Here is a 22,741-nt window from a genome sequence, read left to right as displayed (position 1 = left end):
CCTCCCGGACACCCGGCACCGGGCCCCGGCGCCCGTGCATCGACTTGAGGAAGGAGACCGCTGTGGGCACGGGACTGACCGTGGTGAAGTGCGGCGGCACGGCCGAGGTTCGGGCCGAGGCGGTGTGCGCCGGCGTGGCCCGCCTGGTGCGCGAGAAGAGGCCGGTCGTCCTGGTGCACGGGGGCTCCGCGACCGTCACCGAACTGGCCGGCCGCCTCGGCGTGCCCCTCGGTGAACTCGTGGCACCGGACGGCACCGTCAGCAGGCGCACCGACCCCGCCACCCTCGAAGTGGTGACGCTCGCGCTCGCGGGCAAGGCCAAGCCGGCGCTGCTCCTGGAACTGGCCCGCTTCGGCGTACCCGCGGTGGGGCTGACCGGGCTGGACGCCGGCCTGCTGCGGGCCCGCAGGAAGACCGCGCTGCGCACCGTCGTCGACGGCCGGACCGTCGTGGTCCGCGACGACCGCAGCGGCCGGCTCACCTCGGTGGCGACGCCGCTGCTGCACGCCCTGCTCGCCGAGGGCATGGTGCCCGTGCTCTCGCCCCCCGCGCTCGCCGAGGACGGCCTGCCCGTCAACGTCAACGCCGACCGGGTCGCGGCCGCCGTCGCCGCGGCGCTGGACGCCTCGCGGCTGGTGCTGCTCACCGGCGCCCCCGGCGTGCTGGCCGACAGCGCGGACCCGGGATCGCTGCGCGCGAGGTACCAGGTCGGGGACGGCCGTGACCCGGCGGTCGGCGGCGGCATGACCGTCAAGATCACCGCCGCGCGCGAGGCACTGGAGGCCGGTGTCGGGGACGTCCGCATCGCCGACGGGCGCTTCACGGACACCGTCGCCGACGCGTTGGACGGGCTGGGTGGCACCCGGATCGTCGGTGCCGAAACGACAAGGAGGACACCCCGATGAGCGACCCGGTGCCGCTGCTCCAGCAGATGATCAGGTTCCGCGGAGTCAACCCCCCGGGGAACGAGGCCGCATGCGTCCGCCACGTCGCCGCCGTCATGGCGGACGCCGGCGCGGAGGTGCGGCTGCTGGGCTGTGATCCCGAACGCCCCAACCTGGTCGCCCGCGTCCGCGGAGCGGGCCAGGCGCCGCCGCTGCTGCTGCACGCGCACGCCGACGTGGTGCCCACCGACGGCCAGCACTGGACGCACCCACCCTTCGACGGCGAGATCATCGACGGTCACGTCTGGGGACGCGGCGCCATCGACATGCTCGGCCCCCTGGCGATGATGATCTCGGCGCTGGTCCGGCTGCACAGTGAGGGAACCGCACCGGCCGGCGACATCGTGCTCGCCGTCTCCCCCGACGAGGAGGCCGGCAGCAGGACCGGCGCCGGCTACCTGGTCAGGGAACACCCCGGCTTGTTCGAGGGCATCGCCTACGGCGTGGGGGAGGACGGCGGGGCGGTACTGAGCTGCCTGCCCACCCGGGTCCACCCGATCGTGGTCGCCGAGAAGCGCGCCTGCTGGATGCGCTACACCGCACGCGGGCGCGGCGGACACGCCTCCCGGCAGGGCTGGTCGGGCACCTCCACGAGCAAGCTCGCCCGACTGCTGGGGCGCCTGGAGGAGGGCCGCCTGCCCAAGCACGTGACCCCCGCCCTCGACCTGATGCTCGACACCCTCGCCGCCGCCGCCGAGGAACCGCTGGCCGCCCGCCTGCGAGACCTGCGCGATCCCGACGGCAAGGCGGAGGTCCCCTACGACCTGCTGCCCGAGGCGGACGCCGTCTACCTGGACTCCGTCCTGCGCAACACGGTCAACGCGACCATCATCCGCACGCCCGAGAAGATCAACATGCTGCCGAGTGAGTTCTCCGTGGACCTGGACGGGCGCATCCTGCCCGGCGCCTGGACGGTCGAGGACTTCCGGACGGAGCTGCGGGCGATGATCGGCCCGGAGGGCGAACTGGAACTGCTCCTGGAGGGCGACGCCATGCCGGCGCCGCAATTCGGCGGCTTCTTCGACACGATCGCCGCCGTGATGCGCGAAGCCGACCCCGAAGGGCTGCCCGTGCCCATGGTCACCCCGGCGTCCACGGACGCCCGGCTCTTCGCCGGCCTCGGCATCGCCTGCTACGGCTGGGTGCCCATGCTGCTCCCGGCAGGCAGCCGCTACCAGGACGCGATGCACGCCGCCGACGAACGCGTCCCCGTCGAAGCCGTGCGTTTCGGCGCCGACCGCTTCCACGACCTCCTGCTCCGCTACCGCTGACCGACCGTCGTTCGAGGAGTGCACATGCACACGACCTTCATCGAGACGCTCCGCCGGCGCGCCGCGAGCACCCCCGACCGCCTGGCCCTGGAGTTCGAACTCTCCGAGACCGAGACGCGGACGCTCACCTACGCCGAACTCGACCGGGGCGCACGGACGGTGGCCGCCCAGATCCAGCAGTACGCCGGCCGGGGCGAGCGGGTCCTGCTGCTGCACCAGCCCGGCCCCGACTACGTGACGGCCTTCTTCGGCTGCCTGTACTCGGGTGCGATCGCCGTGCCCCTCTACCCGCCGCTCGGGACGAACGGCCTCGAACGCCTGAGGTCCGTCGTCGCCGACTCCGGCGCGGCCCTCGCCCTCCTCGACACCGCCACCCTCGCCGCCATCGGCGAAGGCCGTGACCGGCTCGACCCCGCGGCCCCCCTCACCTGGGTCACCACCGACGACGCCCCCACCGCCCCCGGGGACTGGCAGGACCCGCACGTCTCCCCGGACGACCTGGCATTCCTCCAGTACACGTCGGGCTCCACCGGCACACCCAAGGGCGTCATGCTCAGCCACGCCAACCTCGTGCACAACTCCGCGACGATCGCCGGGGCACTGGGCCTCGACGAGGACAGCCGCGCCGTGAGCTGGCTGCCGCCCTACCACGACATGGGACTGATCGGCGGCATCCTGCAACCGGTGCACACCGGCTTCCCCTGCACACTGCTCTCGCCGCTGACCTTCCTCCACGACCCGATGCGCTGGCTGCGCGCGCTCAGCCGCACCCGGGCCACCGTCACCGCCGCCCCGGACTTCGCCTACGCCGAAGCGGTGCGCCGGGCCACACCGGGGGACCACGACGACCTCGACCTGTCCGCGCTGCGGCACGCCCTGGTCGGCGCGGAGCCGGTACGCCGCACCACGATGGACGCCTTCACCTCGGCCTTCCGCGACAACGGCTTCGGCCGCGAGGCGTTCTACCCGTGCTACGGCCTCGCCGAGGCCACCTTGTTCGTCACCGGCAGGGCCGACCCCTCGGCCGACCCCACCACCCTGCGCCTGCGCCGGACGGACATGGAGGAGGGCCGGGCCGTGGTGGCCGCGCCCGACGAGCCCGCCGTCGAACTGACCGGCTGCGGATGGGCACACCAGCAGGACCTCGTGCTGATCGCCGATCCCGCCACCGGTGAACCGCTGCCGCCCGGCGCCGTCGGCGAGATCTGGGTCAGCGGCCCGACCGTGGCCCACGGCTACTGGAACCAGCCCCGGCGCACGGCCGACTCCTTCGCGGGCGTGGCCCGTGACCACAGGGGACGCACCTTCCTGCGCACCGGCGACCTCGGCTTCCAGCACGACCGGGAGCTGTACGTCACCGGCCGGATCAAGGACCTGATCATCGTGCGCGGCCGCAACCTCTACCCGCCGGACATCGAGATGACGGCCGAGCGCGCCCACCCCCTCCTGTACCCGGGCCGCGGCGCGGCCCTGGCCGTCGACGACGGAACCTCGGAGCAGGTCGTGCTCGTCCACGAAGTGGTCCGCGGCTTCAAGGAAGAGGACGCGCCACTCGTCGGCACCGCCGTGCGCGAGGCCGTGGCGGCCGAGCACGGGCTCGCGCTCGCGGACGTCGTACTGGTGCGGACCGGCAAGATCCCCCGCACCAGCAGCGGCAAGATCAGACGCTCGGAGTGCCGTGCGCGCTGGCTCGCCGGAACGCTGCGCCCCCTGGGCACGACCGGACCGGCCGAGGCGGCCGCGCCGGTTCCCGCCGAGCTGGCGGAGATCGTCGCCGCCGCCCTGGACACCAGCCCGACCGCGCTGGCCCAGGACGCGCCACTGGTCGGACAGGGGCTCGACTCGCTGCGCGCCTCCCGCCTCAGATCGGCCCTCCTGGAGTGGCGCGGTGTCGACGTCCCCACCACCCGGCTCCTGAGCGGACTCACCCTCCTGGACCTCGCCGGACTCCCCGCCGGCCGCTCCGCACCACCCGCGGGCAACCCGGAGCCCGTCGGCATCACTCCCGACCAGGAGCGGATCTGGCTGCTCGACCAGATGGGCGCGGGCGACGCCTACCACGTCGCCGGGGGACTCCGGCTCACCGGCCCGCTCGACGAGACGTTGCTGGAGCGCTCTCTCACCAGCCTGTTCGAGCAAGTCCCGCCGCTGCGCACCGCGTTCCCGACCGCGGCGGACGGAACGCCGGGCCTGTCCGTCCGGCCCACCGCGGACGTGTTCCGGCTGCCCCGCAAGGACCTCAGCGCATCCGGCGAGGACGGCGTCGCCCGGGAACTGGCCGCGCTGGCAGCCGCACCCTTCGACCTCGCCTCCGGCCCCCTGGTACGCCTGCACCTGCTCCGGCAGGGACCTGCGGACTGGATCCTCGCGATCGCCGCCCACCACGCCGTCCTCGACGGCTGGTCGATGGGCCTGATCCTCGGCAGGCTGGGCGACGCCTACCGCGACGGCGGCACGGTCACGCCGCTGCCCGCGACGATCCCGGCCCGCACGCCGTGGACCGAGGAAACCCTCACCGCATGGCGCGAGCGGCTCGACGGGGCCCAGCCCCTGGAACTGCCAACCGACCACCCCGTTCCCGCCACGCCCACGTGGCGCGGCGCATCCCTGCCCGTACGGATCCCCACCGACCTCGCCGACCGGCTGCGGACCGTCGCCACCGCACGTCAAGCCACTCCGTTCATGGTCCTCATGGCCGCATTCGGCGTGCTGCTCGGCCGATGGAGCGGCCAGCACGACGTGGTGGTCGGCACCGTGGCCGCGGGACGCGACCGGCCCGGCGCCGACACGGCCGTCGGCATGTTCGCCGACACACTGCCGCTGCGCGTGCGCAGCGGCGCCACCGACTTCGCCACCGTCGTCGACGAGGTGCGGACCCAGTGCCTGGCGGCCTACGGCCCCGACAGGCCCCCCTACGACGAGATCGTCCGCGCCCTCACCGAGCGGCCCGCCGACGGCCGTGCCCCGCTCGTGCGGGCCCTGCTCGCCTTCCAGAACCTCCCACTCAGCCCCTGGGAGGCCCACGGAGTCCGCGCCGAGCCCTTCGAACTGCCCGCACCCGGAGCCCAGTTCGAGCTGTCCGTGCACCTCGCCCCCCAGAGCGACGGCTCGCTCGTCGGCCACGCCGTCTACGCGGCCGACCTGTTCCACGAGCAGACCGTCGCCGGCCTGCTGGCCGGACTGCCCGTACTGCTCGACGCGGCGCTCACCGACCCGGCCGCCCCGGTCGCCGCACTGCCGGCGCTGGCACCCGCTGAGGGCGAGCGGATCGCCCGCACCGTCGCGGACGGAGGCCCGGCCCGGCTCGGCGACGGGCTGGTCCACGAGATCGTCGAACGCCTCGCACGTTCGGCCCCCCGTGCGGCGGCCGTGGTCTGGGACGAGGGTTCGCTCACCTACGGCGAACTGGACACCCGGGCCCGCCGGCTGGCCGCCCGGCTGCGCGAACTCGGCGTGCGCGGCGACGAACCGGTCGCGGTCTGCCTGCCGCGTTCCCCCGAGCTGATCGTCGCCGTGTACGCCGTCCTGCTGGCCGGAGCCGCCTACCTCCCCCTGGACACCGCCCACCCCTCGGCCCGCCTCGCCCGGCAGCTCGACAGCTCAGGGGCGCGACTGCTCATCGGCTCCGTACCGGGCCTCGCCCCGCCCGAGGGCATCCTGCCGGTCGACCCCCACGAGGCCGGCGCCGACCCGTCCGACCTCCCGCGGGTGCACCCCGACCACCTCGCCAACGTGCTGTTCACCTCCGGCTCGACGGGCGAACCCAAGGCCGTGATGACCAGCCACGCCGCCCTCGTCAACCAGCTCGTCTGGTTCCGCGACGCCTACGGCCTCGACGCGTCGGAAGCCGTCCTGCACAAGACCCCCGTCAGCTTCGACGTCGCCGGACTGGAACTGCTCGGACCGCTCGTCGCCGGAGCCTCGGTCGTCCTCACCAGGCCGGAAGGACACCGCGACCCCCACTACCTCGCCCACCTGATCGCCCGGCACTCCGTCACCACCTGCCACTTCGTCCCGTCGATGCTGCAGGCCTTCCTCGAAGAACCCGACGCCCTGCACGCCGCGCGGACCCTGCGCCGCATCGTGTGCATCGGGGAGGAACTGGCGCCGGCACTGGCCGCACGCTGCGCCGAGATCCTGCCCGGCGTGGAAGTGCACAACCTGTACGGCCCCACGGAGGCGGCGATCGACGTCACCGCACAGGCCGTCACGCCCGAAGCGGCCCGGCACAGCCGTATCCCCATCGGCCGCGCCATCGCCGGCACCCGGCTCTACGTCCTCGACTCCTCGGGCGGCATCGCCCCACCGCTGGTCCCCGGCGAACTCCACATCGGCGGCATCGCCCCCGCCCGCGGCTACCTCAACCGCCCCGGCCTGACCGCCGAACGCTTCGTGCCCGACCCGTACCACCCCGGCGCCCGCCTGTACCGGACGGGCGACCGCGCCCGGATGCGTCCCGACGGCACCTTCGAGTACCTGGGACGACTCGACCGGCAGCTCAAGATCCGCGGCCAGCGCGTGGAGCCCGGCGAGATCGAGGCCGCCCTGAACCGGCACCCGCTCGTGCGGGCCTCCGTCGTGGAGGCACGCCCCGACACCTCGGGCCGGGCGCGGCTACTGGCCTGGGCCGTCCCGGCGGGCACCGAGCGACCCACCCCGGCCCAGCTGCGCCACCACCTCGAACAGACCCTGCCCTCAGGGCTCGTCCCGGACGCGATGACCCTGCTCGAGGAACTCCCCGTGGGCCCGCACGGCAAACTCGACCGCTCGGCGCTGCCCGACCCCGACCCGGCCGCGGACATCCCGCAGGAGTCGATCGCACCCCGCGACCCCGTGGAGCGCAGGATGGCCGCCATCTGGAGCGAGGTGCTCGGCATCCCCGTACCCTCCGTCACGGCCGACTTCTTCCGTCTCGGCGGCCACTCCCTCATGGCCACCCGCGTCGCCATGCGCGTACGCGACACGTTCGGAGTGGCCCTGTCCACCGGCGAACTGCTCAGCGGCACCCTGACCATCGAGCGGCTGGCCGAACTGGTGCAGAGCAGACAGCTCGCCGAGGCGGGCGGCAGCGACGTCGACGACGTCCTCGGCTGGCTCTCGGGCCTTTCCGACGACGAGGTCACCGCGATGCTCGCCAGGGAGACGGACGGCGAGAACCGCCCCTGACCCCGCACCGACACCCCGCCGGCCACCACGGCCGCAGCGAACCTTCCCGATCCACGGGCGCAGCCGGACACCGACAGACACCCGGCGGAGCACCCCCTGCGAAGACGAGGACCCCACACGATGGCACGCAAGGTCGGTCGCGCGATCCACCTGGTCTGCTCGACCACGGTGGCCCTCGCCCTGCTCCTGCTGCTCGGCGCCGGCTACGGCCCGGTGCCGGCACTCGGGACGGCACTCGTGCCGGGCGGGGGAGTATGGGCGTCCTCCTCGGCACGGACCACCGTCCGCACCGAGACCCTGACCCTTCCCGAACTCGAAGAGCCCGTCCGGGTCTCCTTCACCGCCGAGGGCTACGCATCCATCGAGGCCCGCACCGACCACGACCTCTTCCTCGCCCAGGGGTACGTCACCGCCCGGCTGCGCCTCACCCAGCTCGACCTCCAGCGCAGGATGGGCCAGGGCCGCCTGTCCGAACTGGTCGGCGCGGCCGGACTCGAGAGCGACAGATTCGAGCTGAGCCTCGGACTGGCGCGCACCGCCCGCGCCCGGTGGGCCGCGATCCCCGAGAACAGCGACTCGGCCAAGGCGCTGACCGCCTACTCCGAAGGCGTCAACTCCTGGATGAGCAGCCTGAGGAAGACCGGCGAATGGCCCACGATCTACGGGCTGACCGGAGTGCGGCCCAGGCCGTGGACACCGACCGACACCCTGGTCGTGCAAGGCGTGCTCACCCAGCAGATGAACTTCAACACCATCCCCCTCGACTACGAACTCCTGAACCGCTCCCTCGGACCGGAACTCACGCGCACCTGGTTCCCCGTCCAGGCACCGACCGCGCAGCGCCCCTACGACCCGGGCCCCTACCGGAACCTGCCACCGACGCCGCTGACGGTACGCAACACCAACGCGGCCGACCCGGACGCCGCACCCACCACCCCGGCCCGTCCGACCCCCGGGCCCGCCTCCGCCCACAAGGACGTCGCCCTGCCCGACAGCGTGCGGCAGCTGGACTTCAACAGCAACGCATGGGCGGCGAACGGTCCGAAGGCGGCCGGGGGCGGCGCCATCCTCGCAGGCGACCCCCACCTGCAGACCACCCTGCCCTCGTACTGGTTCCAGGTGTCACTGCGCTCACCCGGCTACCAGGTCACCGGCGGCTCCCTGCCGGGAGTGCCGGGCGTCCTGGTCGGCCACAACAAGCACATCTCGTGGTCCCTGACCAACGCACAGACCGTGGGCACGCTCTACTACCGCGAGAAACTCTCCCCCGACCGCCCCGACTCCTACTACTGGAGAGGCGCCTGGCGGCCCATGGAGAAGGCGCACTACACCATCCCGGTACGCGGCGGCTCCACCGAAGACCTGACCGTGGACCTCACCGTGCACGGCCCGATGATGACCGTCCTCGACCAGAAGGTCTCGGTCAACTGGATGGGCAACTACGCCCACAACGACCTCAACGCCCTGCTCGCGGCCAACCGGGCATCCGACTGGACCTCCTTCCGGACGGCGCTGCGCGGCTGGAAGGCCCCGGCCCTCAACTTCGTCTACGCCGACGACCGCGGGCACATCGGCACCCTCCTCGCCGGCGACGTCCCCCAGACACCCAAGGGCTCCCGGCCATGGCTGCCCCTGCCCGGCACCGGAACCGCGGACGTGGTGGGCACCATCCCCCAGGAGGCACTGCCCGAGGCCTACGACCCGCCCGGGCATCTGGTCGCCTCCACCAACCAGCGCCCCACGGGCCCGGACTACCCGTACTTCCTCGGCACCACCATGAACTTCGACCCCGGATACCGGCAGGCCGTCATCGAAAGGTTCCACACCGAACGGCGGGGCCTGCGGACCGAGGACTACACCGCGCTGCAGAACGACGTCACCGACGACCTGGCCGTCCGGCTCCTGCCGGCCCTGCTCACCGCCCTCGACGGCAGCGGCCTCACCGCACGGCAACGCGCCGCGCGCGACCTGCTGACCACGTGGGACCACACGATGGGCGCCGACTCGGCGGCCGCCTCGGTGTGGTGGACGTTCCTCGACTCCTACGTCCACGAGGTCTTCCAGCCGTGGTGGGACCGGAAGAAGGTCCCCGCCGACAAGGACCGCTGGATCCTCGACCTCGACCGCTCACCGATCCCGCTGCGCGAGGCCCTGGAGCACTGGACGCTCGACGACCCGGACAACGCGGCCTTCACTCCGCCCGACGGAGCCCGCCGCGACGCCCCCCAGGCCATGCGCACGGCCTTCCGCACAGCCGTCGCCGAGCTGACGGACGAGCTGGGCGACCGCCCCGCAGCCTGGACCTGGGGCAAGCTGCACACCCGGGAGATCCCCTCGATCACCGGCGCCCCCGGACTCGGATACGAGCCCTACGCCGACGGCGGCAACCCCTGGACCGTCGACGCGGCCGGCGGCGAACTCAACTCGAGCTTCGGACCGAGCTTCCGCCTCGTCGTCAGGTGGACGGGCCCCGGCTCGGCCGCCGCCGCCGCGATCTATCCGGGCGGACAGAACGAGACCCCCGGATCCGCCTGGTACGACAACCTCGTCGCGCTCTGGCGAAAAGACGAGTACCTGCCGCTGAGGCTGCCGAACGACGCCGCCGGCACCACGGCGACCTGGTCCCTTCGAGCAGGAGACTGACATGACCACCCAGACCCGGGCCGAACCGCGCGACACATCCGCCCCCGAGCCGGCGAGCCCCCCGACCCGCGCGGCGCGCACCCTCCCCCTGCCCGCACCGGCACTGGCCGCGGCAGGCGCCGTCGCCGTGGGCCTCGGAGCCTGGGCGAACCTCTGGTACCTCCCCTTCGCCGCCGGGCTCGCCGCCGGAATCCTCGGCGCGTGGCGCCGCCCGGGCCCGGCCCGGGCCACCGCGCTCGTAGTGCTGCTCGGACCACTGCCCTGGGCCGCACTGCTCGCCGTACGCGCACTAGCGGGCGACACCGTCGGCACGACCGCGCACACCACCGCGGCACTCGCCGGGCTCCCCGCCTCGGCAGCGGTGACCATCACGTTGACCCTGCTCGTCGCCCTGCTGCAGACAACGGCCGGGAACTGGCTCGGACGCGCCCTGTTCCGCTGCCTCCCCCAGCCGCCGAAGCCCGGCGAGGAACAGCCATGAGCGAACCCATCCACCGACACACACCCGAGAGGGCGACCGGAGAGACCCCATGACCACGCTCCAGTACCTGATGCTCGACCTGGTGGTCATCCTGGCCGCCGCCCACCTGTGCGGAACGGCGGCCAAGCGCCTGGGACAGCCCCGGGTGATCGGAGAGATCGCCGCCGGACTCCTGCTCGGTCCCACCGCCCTCGGCCACCTGGCCGGCGACGCGGTGTTCCCCGCGGACTCGATCCCCGCATTGAAGATCCTCGCCGCCGTCGGCCTGACCCTGTTCATGTTCATCGTCGGCATGGAGCTGGACCACCGCGTCATGCGCGGCCGCGCCCGGGTCGTCACCGGCCTCGCCCTCGGCTCCACCCTGCTGCCCCTGGCACTGGGCTGCGCCCTGGCACTGCGCATCGCCCCCGGCTACGCGGACGGCGCCACCCTGCCGTTCGTGCTCTTCGTCGGAGTGGCCGTCTCGGCCACCGCGTTCCCCGTGCTCGCCCGCATCCTCGCCGACCGCGGGATGCAGCGAACCCTGATCGGCGGCATCGCCCTCTCCGCCGCCGCGGTGATCGACATCATCGCCTACAGCCTGCTCAGCCTGGCCGTCGCCCTCAACTCCGCCGCCGGCAACGAGGCCTGGCGGCTGCTGCTCGTCCCGGTGTACGTCGCGGTGCTCTTCACCGTGGTACGACCGCTGCTGCGCCGGACGATCACCGCCGCCGAGCCCCTGCCCTGGCTGTTCGTCGGGCTCTTCGCCTCCGCCCTCGCCGCGGAGTGGCTCCAGATCCACTACATCTTCGGAGCCTTCGCGTTCGGCGTCGCCATGCCCCGTGACGAGGCCTTCCTGCACCGGCTCAGGCAACGGCTGGAGCCCGCCGTCATCCTCCTGCTGCCGGTGTTCTTCGCGGTCACCGGCCTCACGGTCGACCTGACCGACCTGCGCATGGGGGAGTTCGGCCTGCTCGGCGTCATCCTCGCGATCTCCGTCTTCGGCAAGGTCGCCGGCGGATACGGCTCGGCACGCCTGTTCGGCATCCCCCACCGCGACTCCGCCACGCTCGGCGCCCTGGTCAACACCCGCGGACTGACCGAACTGGTCATCCTGTCCGTCGGCCTCGAACAGGGCCTGATCAACGCGGAGCTCTACGCGATGCTCGTCGTGATGGCCCTGGTCACCACGGCCATGACCGGCCCCCTCCTCAGCGCCTTCCACCCCACCGGGAAAGCACCCGACCGTCCGCCCACGCCCGCTCCCCGGCGCGAAGCCGCCCGAACGGCCGCCGCCGAACACCGCGTCGAACACGTCCCGGCACCCCGCCGGGCAGCCCCGGCCGCGGAGCCCTCCGGCCCGGAGTGACGGCACCGAGGGCGCGGCTCAGGTGGCCTGCGGCCAGGCACGCAGCAGGGCGGCGACCCGCTTGGCCGTGCAGTCGGGATCACGCAGCAGCTCGCGCAGGGCAACGGCGTCTTCGCGGCCGGGCTTGACGGGGACGCCGGAGGCTTCCAGGTACATCACACCGGTCGCGGCGGCGACGGCCATGTTGGACCGCTCCAGCCAGCGACAGCGACCGAGAACGTGCACGAGGGCCGCGGCACGTGCGTAGGGCCCGTCGTAGACAGGTGTCTCCAGCAGTTCGGCCCGGTGGCAGGCCACCGCCGCCACCGGGACGCCGTAGTCCTCGGGTGCGGGGTCTCCCGCGCCGGCGAGCTCGGCTACCTGCAGAATCCAGGGGACATCGATGAACAGGTCCATTACGCGGCGTGCGCCCCCGGCACGTGCCGCTCGCCGTCCTCGAGGTCGTCGAAGACCGACTGGTGCTCGTCCAGGAAGCGCCGGGCGGCGTCCAGCCCCCGCTGCCTCAGCCCTTCGGTGTCCTCCCGCACGAGCCCGGCGATGTAGTCACCGAGACTCAGCCCACGATCAGCGGCCCGTGCCTCGGCCAGCCGCTTGATCTCACTGTCGACGCGCGCACCCAGCTGTGTCTTCGCCATACGGCGATGGTAACACCTGTTACCAAGCCTAATTGGTCTTGAGCCGAGAGCGAGGCGGCCCCGCCTGAGACCCTTCCCCGGCGCGGGGGCCGGGGAAGGGGGACGCCGTCCTACTTGGCGGTGAGGAACTCCCTCGCGCCCAGCGGCCGGTTCACGATGCGGATGTCGCCGACGTTGCCGTGGAAGACCACGTCGATGGCGCCCGCGTACTCGTGCCCGCCCACCAGCCAGGGCAGCCCGAGCGAGGAGAGCCCGACCGACAGCCGCCTGGGGTTGTCGGCGACCGGTGCGCCCTCGACGTACAGCCGGGTGAAGCGGCCGTCGTTGACCACGGCCAAGTGCCACCACCTGAGTTCCACGAGACCGTGGCCCCAGTTGGTCGTCGGGTAGGTGTTGTTCGTGGGGTAGTGGTTGAACTGCGGCTCGCGGCCGTTGTTCGTGATGGCGAACTGCGCCACGGGCTCGTCCGGATCGGTGTTCTTGCCGTGCTTGCCGGCCGCGCCGGCCCGGCCGCGGCGGCTGAGGAAGGAGGCGTTTCCGTTCCGGCCGGCGTCCCAGTCCAACGGCATCCTCACGAACGCCTCGATCGTGTAGCCGGACCGGAAGGTCTCGCGGTTCAGCGGTGCCGACGCCCCCGTGGTCAGGTAGGCGCCGTGGACGGGACCGCGGCCGCCGGCGAAGCGGAGGCTGGCATGGCCGGGCTGATCGGGGTGGTGGTCCGCGGACCAGGTCAGCGCGTCGGCCGCGCTCCCCGGCACGCTCACCACCGTCAGGTCGTTGCCCCTGCCCGAGAGATCGCGGACGCGGTGCCCCTCGGCGAGCGCCGTGCCGTCGGCGCCCTGTCCGTCGAAGCGCCAGTAGGCCTGCGTGCCCTTCACCAGCACCCGGGCCGCGGGCCGGGCCGGCCGCACCGGGACGGGGTCGAAACCGGAGAACCGCTTCTCGAAGTCGACCGGCACGGAGAAGTTGTCGACCGGCCCGCTCACCCGGGACAGCTCCGCCGCCAGCTCGTTGCGGGAGGCCGGGTCCTGGGCGAGGACCCAGGGGTTGATCGTCTCGACGTCGATGGTGTCGCGGGCCAGGTCGAAGTGGTAGAGCCGGATCATGCCACCGCCACCGAAGTAGCGGTTCTGGTAGTTCGCGAGGTGCAGGTGCACGTCGTTGCCGGCCGCGTTCTTCTTGGTGGTGCGGCCGGGCGGCCAGTAGTGGCCGTTGACGGTCAGGAAGACCTGGTCGTTGTCCTCGACCAGTTCGTCCCACACCTTCTGGCCGTGCTCCGAGAGCCCGGCGTTGTTCTCGGGGTCGCCGGACTCGTATGGGAAAACGTTGTCATCGTACGTCGACCAGACCATGTCGTGCGTAGTGATGATCACGGGCATCTTCGCGTGGGCCCTGATGACCTCGTTGGCCCAGGCGAAGCCCTGGTCCGTGGTCCGCCAGTCCAGGGCCAGCAGCAGCCAGGACCGCCCGGCGGCCTGGAAGATGTGCGCGGTGTTGTAGCCGGTCGCGTCCGCACCCGCGAAGGTCCTGGACTTCTTGAACCGGCGCGGTCCCATGGTCCGCAGATACGTCGTGTCCCCGCGGGTGTCGTCACCGCTGAGGTCGTGGTTCCCGGCCACCACGCTGTACGCGGCACCGTGCGCGTCCAGCAGGGCGAACGCCTTGTCCACCTCCTCGAAGGACGAGGGATCGGCGTCCTGCGTCATGTCGCCGAGGTGCGCCATGAAGACGATGTTGAGATCGGGGTTCCCGCTGTTGTCGATGATGTAGCGGAACGACTCCTCCTGGGGCGTCCGGTCGACGCTGTCCTGGCTGCCCCAGTACAGGAACTGGGTGTCCGGCATGACCGCGACGGTGAACTGGAGGGACGTCGGATCAGGGTCCCACTTGCCCACTCTGCGCTGTCCGGCGGCGTCCGCCGCGAGGGCGGGCTGGGCACCTGCCACGGCCGCCCCGGTACCGACCACCGCCGCACCCGCGCCGGCCAGTGCCGCACCGCGCAGAAAACCCCGCCTGCTGCGTCCTGCCACGTCCTGACCCGGACGGCCACCGTCATCGCACATGGGAACCCCTTCGGACTTCGAGTCGATCTCGTTCGAGCAGCGAGAACGCTAGAGAGCGACATCTGTGGCCAGGCAGACGTGAGATGACGAACGGCGATCAACTACCCGTCGTCATGCTTGCGGCGGGTGGCAGCCCCGCAACGGTGCACGTGGTCCCGCTTGCCGCAGCGGGGGCGTGGCCTCTCAACTGGTGTGGGGGTCCTGTGCGTTCGGGGTGAGGCTGTCGAGTCGTTCGGCGAGGTCGGGGTGGGCGGGGAGGAGGTAGGGGCGGGTGGCGGCGAGGGGGGCGATCAGGTCGGCGGCGTCGTCGTGCGCGAGGGCCGCGTGGAGGTTGTCGAGGGGCCCGCGGGCGGCGGGGGGCAGGTCGGTGAGGGCGGTGATCCGGCCCGCGATGCCGCGCAGGTCTCCCGCGTTGGCGCGGGCGCGGGCGGCGGTGGTGCGTTCGGCGGCGCGTGCCTGGCGGGTGGCGGTGACGCGCTGTTCGCCGGTGGTTCCGGCGGGGCCGGGGCGTCCGCGCAGGTAGCGGCGCTCGGCGGCCTGACGGCTGGCGACCCCCAGGGGGTGGGCGAGGTCGGCCCAGCTGGCGCCCGCGTGACGGGCGGTCTCGATCAGGCCCGTCTCCCATCCGGCGAGCTGTTCCCGGACGTGGCGCAGGAGCAGCAGGGAGGCGAGGGCCTGTTCCTGTCCGGGTGCGGCGTCGTCGGGCGGGCCCTGCTCGCGGGCGTCGCGGAGCGCGTCGTCGATGGCGTTCAGGGCTGCCGCCGCCGCGAGGAAGGACGCCGGGCTGTCAGCGTCCGTCCCTGTGGGCGGCGGCTGCTGGTCGGCCGCGGTCATGGGCACCGTCCCTTCTGTCATCGCATTGACGACATCGTGTTTGTCATCCAACCGATGACATGCTACAACAGTGGGCAGTGAGCGCATTGGCAGTTACTGCCTGACCTGCTGGAGGTGTTTTCACGATGTTGATGCGCACTGACCCCTTCCGTGAGCTGGACCGCCTGGCGCAGCAGCTGATGGGCCCGGGTACCTGGTCAAAGCCGTCGGCGATGCCGATGGACGCCTATCGCGAGGGCGACCAGTACGTGGTGGCCTTCGATCTCCCCGGCGTCTCCGCCGACGCGATCGACATCGACGTGGAGCGGAACATGCTCACCGTCAAGGCCGAGCGCCGTCCGGTCGCGAAGGCCGACGACGTGCAGATGGAGCTGTCCGAGCGGCCGCTGGGGGTCTTCTCCCGCCAGATCGTGCTCGCCGACACCCTCGACACCGAGCGCATCGCGGCCGACTACGACGCGGGTGTCCTCACCCTGCGCATCCCGATCGCCGAGCGCGCCAAGCCCCGCAAGATCTCCATCGGCGTCGGCTCCGACCGCAGGGAGATCTCCGGCTGACCCCGGCCGACGGTGCGGAGGGCGGACCCCTGATCTCCCCCCTCGATTCCGCCCTCCGCACCCCGTGGACAGCCTGGACAGGCCGAGGGAGAGCGCCCATGACGCTGCGACGCGAAGCCTTTCTCGACCATGTCAGGGAATGTGGCGAGTACGAGACACTGCAGGAAGCGGAGCGGGCGTCCCGCGTGAAACTGGCCCTGGTCGGCGAGGTCCGGGCCCAGCTCGCGGCACGCCCGCCCGAGGAATTCGCTCTGATCCTGCTCAACCCGCTGCAGAACGCCGAGCCGCTGTCCCCGCAACGGTTCGTCCGCGCTACCGCGGCTTGGGCCGCCGGCCGCCGAGGTCTACTGCCGGTACGTCGCCGAGTGGGTGGGCACCAAGCGGCGCTGGAGCCTGTCGTCCGACGTAGCCGAAGCGGCAGCCGTGCGCGAGGTCGCTGCCGACTGCCCAGGACGGCCGTCACGTACGAGCCGGTCCCGTGGGAGCGTGAGCGGCAGGCTCGTCGTGCCTGCGGATCAGGCGGCCTGCTCCCACTCTCCCGTCGGGAGGTCCACCAGCCGGTTTCAGGATGGAGCAGGGTCTCGGTGGCGGCGCCGGCCATGCCGGCGGCGAGGCTCCAGCACAGCAGCCGGCCGGTCCGCTGCGCGGCGCGGCCGGTGCGGTCGGTGTCGGCGCGGTGCCCGCGGGTGGGGTGCGGGCAGGCTCTGCGTCTTGCGGGCACGCTCATGTCAGGGGTCCTTTGCAGCAGGGGCGGTTGCCGCGGGCTGGGGGACCACGCATGCAGGGCGCGGCAAGTGTGCACGGCGTGAGGACGGGCTTGCAGCCCTACCCCACGTTCGACCATTGCTCTAAGACAACTTCCTGGCCTGGGTGACGTGCCGTGACGGGCACGGAATCCTTGGTGGTCGGGCTCGGCGGAAAGATCAAGTCAGGTCTGAACCTGTCCTGAAAGCGCCCTTAGTTGACGGTCTACTTCCGGGAAAAGGTCATTTCGTTCGATTCAAGCCAGGTTTCCCGCGTAGATCGATAACGGAACCGCTTCATCCCTCCGATCTGCGTCCGCTTCATGCCTCTTCGTGCATGTACGACTCACGGAAGCGGTGGGGCCTATTCCAGACGGCATGCATATGCGTTTCGAGGGGATGGCGGGCTGTTTTGTGTGTTTCTTGTGACAGGTTGTGAGTCCGCGGTGACCGTTGGGGTTGCCGTGTCTGTCTTCCTGTGGGGGGAAGTTGATGCACTCGCGTGCCACGCGCACGCCGTTTCGGCGTGTCCGCAGAACGCACAGAACCGCTCTCGTCTCGGCGATCACCACGGCTGCCGTGGTGATCGCGGCGGCACCCGGCCTGGCGGCGACGCCGAAGCCGCAGTTGCCGGACCCGGAGAGCCCGTGGACGAAACCGACGAAGGCGGCTGCTCCCGCGACCCCGGCCGGTACGACCAAGGCGCCGGCGTCGCAGGCGGAGGCCGAGCCGTCGCCGGAGGTGGCCGCCTGGCGCGCGGCCCAACGGGCCCGCGCCACCGGCGAGCAGCCCGCCAAGGCGTCCACTGCCCGCTCGGCAGCCGCTGCCGCCTCCGACTATCTGCCCGAGGGGCAGGGCGAGGTGCCCTGGCACCAGATCCTCGACACCCGCCTGAACGACGCCTTGGTGGCACGGGTGAACCTCTCCAACGGCAACCTGATGCTGGCCGCGACGGACTTCGACATTGCGGGCGTCGGCCAGAAACTCCAGCTGGCCCGCACGTACAACTCCCTGGAAGCCCCGTGGGGGAAGGTGTCGCAGCGCTGGTGGCAGGCGTACGAACGGTACCTCCAGGTGAGCGACGGTGAGGTGGACGTCTTCGACGCCACCGGCAACCTGCTCCGCTTCACCGCCAAGGCCGACGGCACCTACACGACACCGGCCGGCTACTCGAAGGACCTGAAGAAGAACGCGGACGGCACCTACACCCTGACCGACCGCAAGTCCGGCTCCAAGGACACGTACAACGACCACGGCACCCTGCTGAAGGTCACGGACAAGAACAAGGGCACCATCACCGTCGACCAGCACGACGAGGGCAGCGAACACAAGGGCTTCAAGCTCACCGAGACCCGCTCGGGCCGCTGGATCGACCTGGTCAAGACGTACCCGAACCAGTGGCAGGCCAAGGACCACACCGGCCGCACCGCCGTCCTCGACCTCGACGGCGCCGGGAACCTGGCCAAGGTCACCGACACCGCAGGCAAGGCCACCACCTACGAGTACGACGGCTCGCGCCGCGTGACGAAGGTGACCACCCCCGAAGGCACGGTCACCCTGTTCACCTACGACGGCCACAACCGCGTCCGCTCCATGCAGCGCGCCACCGAGTCGACGTCCGCCGGCCACACCGGGCCGACGTGGCGCTACGAATACACGGCAGCCACTCCCTCGGACGCGGGCACCACCACGGTCACGGACCCGGACGGGGACGCCACGCAGTACGTCCACAACGCGGACGGCGAGGTCACCAAGGTCACCGACCCCCTCGGCCACGCCCGCCACTCGACGTACAAGAACCGCCTCACCCAGACGGCGATCGACGCCATGGGCACCGGCGCGGACGGCACCGGCGGCAACACCACCACCTACGGCTGGGACGGCCGCAACAACGCCCTCTCCCAGAAGCTGCCGCTGGGCGCGACGGCGTCGGTGTCGGCGTACCAGACGGTCGCGGGCACCGATCTGCCGAACGACTTCACGACCGCGGACGGCCGCAAGGACTCCTTCAAGTACGACACCAACGGCAACACGATGTCGGTGACGACGTCCGGCACGGCGGGCGGCACCCGGGAGTACACGTACAACAAGGCCACCCCTGAGTGCGGCGGTTTCGAGGGCCAGCGCTGCACGGCGAAGGACGGCAACGGCAAGGTCACCTCCTTCGAGTACGACGACGAGGGCAACCTGTGGAAGGCGAAGCCGCCGGCCCCGCTCGGTGAGACGACGTACACGTACGACGCGCTGGGCCGCGTGGAGACGGTCAAGGATGGCCGGAACGTCACCACCGTCTACGCCTATGACAACCGTGACCGTGTCCGCGAGGTCTCCTCCACCAACGCGACGGTCAGGTACACCTACGACGGTGACGGCAACGTGAAGACCCGCACCGACGCCTCGGGCACCACCACGTGGGAGTACGACAAACTCAACCGGGAGAAGCGCCGCACCCTGCAGAACGGCGCCCAGACCGTCCTGGCCTACACCCCGGGCGGTGACGTCGACTACTACACCGACCCGACCGGCACCACGGACTACACCTGGGACACGGCCGGCCGCCTCGACTACCTGACGGCGCCGGACGGCAAAAAGACCGACTTCGACTACAACAACAACGACAAGCGCACTAAGACCGTCTACCCCGGCGGCACCACCCAGTCGGTGACGATCGACAAGAACGGCCGCCCCGAGAACATCAGGACCACCTCGGGCACCCAGACCTTCATCGACCTCACCTACAGCTACAAGAGCACCGCGGGCAAGGACACCACCAAGATCCGCACCCGCACCGACAACACCACCAAGTACACGACCACCTACACCTACGACTCCCAGGACCGCCTCACCTACGCCCTGGAAGCCGACGGGTCGGGCACCCGCAAGGCCTCGTGGCTGTACTGCTTCGACAAGGCCGGCAACCTCACCTCGCAGGACGGCAGCAAGAACGCCTGCCCGGGCGGCACGACGTACACCTACAACGACGCGAGTCAGCTGACCGCCAGGAACGGGGTCACGACGGGCTGGTCCTACGACAAGCTCGGCAACGAGACCGCAGCCGCCAACACCACCGCCCGTACCGCCGAGGCCTGGACCGACTACAGCCAGCTGGCCGGCATTACCGCGGGCGGCAAGACCTACGACCTGGTCCACGCCGGCACCAGCAACGCCGAGCGCACCAAACTCGGCTCCACCTGGTTCCACCACACCGCGCTCGGACTGGCGTCGACCACCACCAACGGCGTCGACACCGGATTCATCCGCGAACCGGCGGGCACGCTGAACTCCATGACGACTGGGGGGAAGTCCTACTACTACCTCACCGACGCCACCGGCAACGTCCTCGGCCTCGCCGACAACACCGGCAAGCGCACCCACACCTACGCCTACGGCCCCACCGGCCTCCCGCGCACCACACCCACGGAGTCCGTCCCCCAGCCCTACCGCTACGCCGGCGCCTACGCCGACCCGACCGGCCTCTACAAGATGGGCCACCGCTACTACGACCCCACCCTGGGCCGCTTCACCCAGCCCGACCCCTCCGGCCAGGAAACCAACCCCTACCTCTACGCCAACGGCGACCCCATCAACAATGCTGACCCGACCGGACTCGGCTGGATGAGTACTATCGCCGAGGGCGCAGGTGACGTGACCGAAGCTGTCTCCAACGGTCTCCAAGGCGACACCGATGCGCTCTGGGGGCAGGTCGCCGGTCTCGCGACTGGAATCGCGATCGAGTCTGCCTGCGCATTCGTCGCGGGATTCACCGCTGTACCGACAGGAGGCGCAGCCGCCTTCGCACTCGGCACAGGCTGCACGGTCGTTGCAGCAGGAGCAGGCGACTATGTCGGCGGAAAGGTCGAGGACTCGCTGAAGTAGATCGAGAGTAGTCGAAGCCGGGGTGGCTCTGCAGGGCGGCCACCCCGGCAGTGAAGGAGAAGAATGTGGCAAAAATCTTTGAACATGCCTATGGGCAAGGTACGAATCGCCGGAACTTTGCCCTCTTCGCTGCATCGTCCGGAGTTCTCTACCTCCTCGCCATTCTCCTCGGCGTAATGGGTGGTTGGGATGCCGCGTTCCCTGTATTGGCCGTCGTATTGATCCTTGACGTGCTCGTGCTCATCGCGTGGATCGCCTTCCGGCCCAAGAACCCGGCACACTGAAATGCTAGTAGAAATGATGGAGTGAATACGGTGAATCTTGCTCGCGCATGGTATCCAGACGGCGCCTTCGGGCTCGTGCTTTTCGTCGTGGCCCTAGTTGTCGTAGTTGGTATATTCACGTATTACGGGATGAAGAATAAGCGAGGGGGGTCCTCGGGTCGAAGCGAGTAGACGTTGTGTCGCTCTCCTTCAAAACCCGGTTCTGATCCCTGGCCAGTCATGCAGTCGCGATTGGGCAGTCAGTGACCCTGCCCACCAAGCATGTGGGGCTTCTATCCAACGCAAGCCCCCAGCAGCTACTGACCTTGAATTGCGGCGTGTGGTCGCCTCGTGGGCCGGTGACGCCGTCGTGCTTTGGTCCCGAACCGGGGCAGCGCGGCTTCGCGATGCCGTGTTAGAGGCGGGGCCCTCTCCTATCGCTCGTCCCGGACTGGTGGCGCCGGTGGGAAGGGGGCACGCTGGCTGGCCGACCGGCCCGGAGCTGCCCTGGACGTGTCGTGGGTGGAACCGGAGCGTGCCTCTGGCGTTCGCTGCCTCTCCACGCCGGCGGAGTACGGCGTTCACGGCCTGTGTGACCGCCTCCACGTGTACACGAGGGCACAGGCCGCCGCGCGGCCCGAGGCTCCTGTGGGCCGGTGGCCGTTCCGGTCGTCGCCGTGTGCGTCGACCCCTTACGGGTAACAGGGACACATCCGTATAGCGCCTGCGGTAGACCGAAGCCCAGGCCCGAGCGAGCGAGGAAGGTGCCGTGTGTCCGCTTCCCTGGTAGAGACAGTCGACATCAAGGCCCCCGTTTCCGTGACCTGGTCCCTGTGGAGCGATGTGACGAGGTGGCCGTCGTTCCTGAGCCACGTCCGCCTGGTTCAGCCCCTGGACGAGCGCCGCTTCGCCTGGCAGCTTGCCTTGCCCGGCGCGGACAGGAACTTCGTCGCCGAGCTCACCGAGGTGGTGGAGGAGGACCGGATCGCCTGGCGGACCACGGAGGGTGTGGACCACGCGGGCGTCGTCACCTTCCACCGGCTCAGCGACACGACGAGCAGGGTCACCCTCCAGATCGAGTACGACCCCAAGGGGTTCATCGAGCACCTGGGCGCGCTGACGAACCTGGACTCCACGCTCGCCAACTACGACTTGGGTGAGTTCCAGAAGCTCGCGGAGACCGCGGCGGCCACCTGAGCGCCGGAGACTCCCGAACCGCGCCTGACGGGGGAGATCGGTCGTGGAAGGTCGGCTCCGTCCCGTCACCGCGCGCCTGGATCCGGTCGGCCGCGATCGGGACGGTACGGGAAGAAGCCGGCCCGCTAGGACTCGACGGATGCCTTCTCGACCCTGTGACCAGCGGGGGCTTGGGGCACTGGGTGCCTGCCACGAGCTGGGAAAGTTCTCGACCCGCTACTGGTCATGTGGCGGGCCCCTGGTCCTCCAGGGACGTGGAGCAGGGGTCCTCCTGCCATGGCAGGGCGCCGGATGCGGCTCTCGACCTACGCCGGAAGGCCCGAGAACCGCAGGAGACCGGTGCCGCGTATCGTCCGGTAGACGGGTGCCACCGACCGCGGTACGGCCTCGTCAACCGGCCGCACCAGAGTCGACCGGGCCATACCCCTCGGCGCTTCGGCCTGCCGTGGTTTGACCGACGACGGCCCTGCGGCTTCTCGTGTGGTGGGTGAGGTGTTGGAGGGCGCGGCGGGTGTGGCTCTACGGGGGTGGCCTGGCTCTGCCAACGCTACATGGGGTGTCACCTGATGCAGGGTCACGACCCCCGCCTACCCCCCCTTTGTTGCTGCTCGGTCCGAAGGCCCGTTGGCTGGCCCGCGTAGAGGGGCCGGCCTTCAGAGCGCGCAGCGTCTGGAGTGGCCGGAGCGCAGCGGAGGCCACCCTCACCAGACCGTAGGTGCC

The 22,741-nt window shown here is 71.0% G+C and carries 14 protein-coding genes and 1 pseudogene; 11 read left to right on the top strand and 4 right to left on the bottom strand.

Features of this window, described 5'->3' with window-relative positions:
* Positions 1–62 precede the first annotated feature (62 nt).
* The 6 genes from argB to IE108_RS32660 all read left to right on the top strand — a co-directional run bounded on the left by argB (position 63) and on the right by IE108_RS32660 (position 11,853).
* Positions 63–905, top strand: coding sequence for an acetylglutamate kinase (gene argB / locus IE108_RS32685; RefSeq protein WP_229852622.1), 843 nt, complete (start codon positions 63–65; stop codon positions 903–905).
* Entirely contained in the window at positions 902–2,215 is a 1,314-nt protein-coding gene (locus IE108_RS32680; RefSeq protein WP_064732132.1) for a M20/M25/M40 family metallo-hydrolase, read from the top strand. Before argB ends, IE108_RS32680 begins: the two co-directional genes overlap by 4 nt.
* Positions 2,216–2,239: 24 nt before the next feature.
* Positions 2,240–7,381, top strand: coding sequence for a non-ribosomal peptide synthetase (locus IE108_RS32675; protein WP_064732131.1), 5,142 nt, complete (start codon positions 2,240–2,242; stop codon positions 7,379–7,381).
* Between the two features lie 120 nt (positions 7,382–7,501).
* A complete protein-coding gene (locus tag IE108_RS32670; RefSeq protein WP_064732130.1) occupies positions 7,502–10,024 on the top strand; it encodes a penicillin acylase family protein in 2,523 nt (840 codons plus the stop codon).
* A gap of 1 nt (position 10,025) precedes the next feature.
* Positions 10,026–10,505 (top strand): hypothetical protein, encoded by a 480-nt coding sequence (locus IE108_RS32665; RefSeq protein ID WP_064732129.1) that lies wholly within the window; start codon positions 10,026–10,028, stop codon positions 10,503–10,505.
* A 49-nt stretch (positions 10,506–10,554) separates the two neighbouring features.
* The gene (locus IE108_RS32660) at positions 10,555–11,853 is read left to right on the top strand and encodes a cation:proton antiporter (RefSeq protein ID WP_064732128.1); all 1,299 of its coding nucleotides are present in this window, start codon (positions 10,555–10,557) and stop codon (positions 11,851–11,853) included.
* Positions 11,854–11,871: 18 nt separating this feature from the next.
* On the opposite strand, the gene IE108_RS32655 is transcribed toward IE108_RS32660, so the two are convergent.
* The 4 genes from IE108_RS32655 to IE108_RS32640 form a co-directional block, all read right to left on the bottom strand.
* Entirely contained in the window at positions 11,872–12,249 is a 378-nt protein-coding gene (locus IE108_RS32655; RefSeq protein WP_064732127.1) for a hypothetical protein, read from the bottom strand.
* The gene (locus IE108_RS32650; RefSeq protein WP_064732126.1) at positions 12,249–12,488 is read right to left on the bottom strand and encodes a hypothetical protein; all 240 of its coding nucleotides are present in this window, start codon (positions 12,486–12,488) and stop codon (positions 12,249–12,251) included. The genes IE108_RS32655 and IE108_RS32650 overlap by 1 nt, the downstream gene beginning before the upstream one ends.
* 110 nt (positions 12,489–12,598) lie before the next feature.
* Complete coding sequence (locus IE108_RS32645) at positions 12,599–14,434, bottom strand: LamG-like jellyroll fold domain-containing protein (RefSeq protein ID WP_308433827.1); 1,836 nt, start codon at positions 14,432–14,434, stop codon at positions 12,599–12,601.
* Positions 14,435–14,734: 300 nt separating this feature from the next.
* Positions 14,735–15,385 (bottom strand): hypothetical protein, encoded by a 651-nt coding sequence (locus IE108_RS32640; protein ID WP_064732124.1) that lies wholly within the window; start codon positions 15,383–15,385, stop codon positions 14,735–14,737.
* Between the two features lie 125 nt (positions 15,386–15,510).
* Here IE108_RS32640 and IE108_RS32635 point away from each other — a divergent pair, with 125 nt between their 5' ends.
* The 5 genes and pseudogenes from IE108_RS32635 (at position 15,511) to IE108_RS32620 (ending at position 22,021) form a co-directional block, all read left to right on the top strand.
* Positions 15,511–15,942 carry an Hsp20/alpha crystallin family protein gene (locus IE108_RS32635; protein ID WP_064732123.1) on the top strand — a complete coding sequence of 144 codons (432 nt, stop codon included), beginning with the start codon at positions 15,511–15,513 and terminating at the stop codon, positions 15,940–15,942.
* A 98-nt stretch (positions 15,943–16,040) separates the two neighbouring features.
* A pseudogene (locus IE108_RS34970) lies at positions 16,041–16,277 on the top strand (DUF2267 domain-containing protein); the annotation flags it as partial.
* Positions 16,278–17,264: 987 nt separating this feature from the next.
* Positions 17,265–20,561 carry an RHS repeat-associated core domain-containing protein gene (locus tag IE108_RS32630; RefSeq protein WP_189397822.1) on the top strand — a complete coding sequence of 1,099 codons (3,297 nt, stop codon included), beginning with the start codon at positions 17,265–17,267 and terminating at the stop codon, positions 20,559–20,561.
* 65 nt (positions 20,562–20,626) lie between these two features.
* Positions 20,627–20,845 carry a hypothetical protein gene (locus IE108_RS32625; protein WP_064732121.1) on the top strand — a complete coding sequence of 73 codons (219 nt, stop codon included), beginning with the start codon at positions 20,627–20,629 and terminating at the stop codon, positions 20,843–20,845.
* Between the two features lie 750 nt (positions 20,846–21,595).
* Complete coding sequence (locus IE108_RS32620; RefSeq protein ID WP_064732120.1) at positions 21,596–22,021, top strand: SRPBCC family protein; 426 nt, start codon at positions 21,596–21,598, stop codon at positions 22,019–22,021.
* The last annotated feature ends 720 nt before the right edge of the window (positions 22,022–22,741 follow it).

Source organism: Streptomyces parvulus, from assembly GCF_014648855.1.
Taxonomy (GTDB): domain Bacteria; phylum Actinomycetota; class Actinomycetes; order Streptomycetales; family Streptomycetaceae; genus Streptomyces; species Streptomyces parvulus.
This window is presented reverse-complemented; position numbering and strand designations above follow the sequence as displayed.

Coding starts and splice junctions, on each gene's coding strand:
- IE108_RS32680 (WP_064732132.1), top strand. CDS start 902: ATGAGCGACCCGGTGCCGCTGCTCCAGCAGATGATCAGGTTCCGCGGA.
- IE108_RS32675 (WP_064732131.1), top strand. CDS start 2,240: ATGCACACGACCTTCATCGAGACGCTCCGCCGGCGCGCCGCGAGCACC.
- IE108_RS32670 (WP_064732130.1), top strand. CDS start 7,502: ATGGCACGCAAGGTCGGTCGCGCGATCCACCTGGTCTGCTCGACCACG.
- IE108_RS32665 (WP_064732129.1), top strand. CDS start 10,026: ATGACCACCCAGACCCGGGCCGAACCGCGCGACACATCCGCCCCCGAG.
- IE108_RS32660 (WP_064732128.1), top strand. CDS start 10,555: ATGACCACGCTCCAGTACCTGATGCTCGACCTGGTGGTCATCCTGGCC.
- IE108_RS32655 (WP_064732127.1), bottom strand. CDS start 12,249: ATGGACCTGTTCATCGATGTCCCCTGGATTCTGCAGGTAGCCGAGCTC.
- IE108_RS32650 (WP_064732126.1), bottom strand. CDS start 12,488: ATGGCGAAGACACAGCTGGGTGCGCGCGTCGACAGTGAGATCAAGCGG.
- IE108_RS32640 (WP_064732124.1), bottom strand. CDS start 15,385: ATGACCGCGGCCGACCAGCAGCCGCCGCCCACAGGGACGGACGCTGAC.
- IE108_RS32635 (WP_064732123.1), top strand. CDS start 15,511: ATGTTGATGCGCACTGACCCCTTCCGTGAGCTGGACCGCCTGGCGCAG.